Here is a 607-nt window from a genome sequence, read left to right on the forward strand (position 1 = left end):
TATCCAGTCGCGCTTTTCAGACGCTGGATCATCATGTGTGGAGACTGACCTACAAGTGGGCCAGGCTCACGCATCCGAACAAACTGAGGCGCTGGGTCGTGAACCGGTACTTCGGTATGTTCAACCCCGCCAGGCAGGACCGATGGGTGTTCGGTAGCAGGGAAACCGGCTACTACCTCCGGAAATTCGCCTGGACCAAGATCGTCCGACACCAGCTCGTCACGGGAACGGCATCCCCGGATGACCCGTCCCTCACCGAGTACTGGGCCACTCGGCGCCGCCGCAGCAAACCCCCGGTCTCGCGAGCCATGCTCCGCCTCCTGCAGGCACAGCATGGCCGATGCCCCATATGCCGAGGGCTGCTGCTGCTCGCCGACCGGGAGCCACAGAGCCCGCAAGAGTGGGAACAATGGCTCTCCGTCACCCGGAAGGCGCTGCGCAAACACGCAATCACCGCCACGCCGGGCCACGGCACGCCGAACGATCAAGCCGTACTGCGGCTCATGCACGCTCACTGTCATCGACGGTTCACCAGAGACGACAACGAGTCCGGGAAGACTGCACGCCTGCGAGCCTGAGGGGCTTGCTTGAGCCGGTTGCCTGGAAA

General features: G+C 63.6%; 1 pseudogene. It reads left to right on the top strand.

The annotated features are described in order from the left end of the window. A pseudogene (locus IEZ19_RS50120) lies at positions 1–578 on the top strand (group II intron maturase-specific domain-containing protein); the annotation flags it as partial. Positions 579–607: the final 29 nt, after the last annotated feature.

Source organism: Streptomyces brasiliensis (assembly GCF_014647875.1).
Taxonomy (GTDB): Bacteria; Actinomycetota; Actinomycetes; order Streptomycetales; family Streptomycetaceae; genus Streptomyces; species Streptomyces brasiliensis.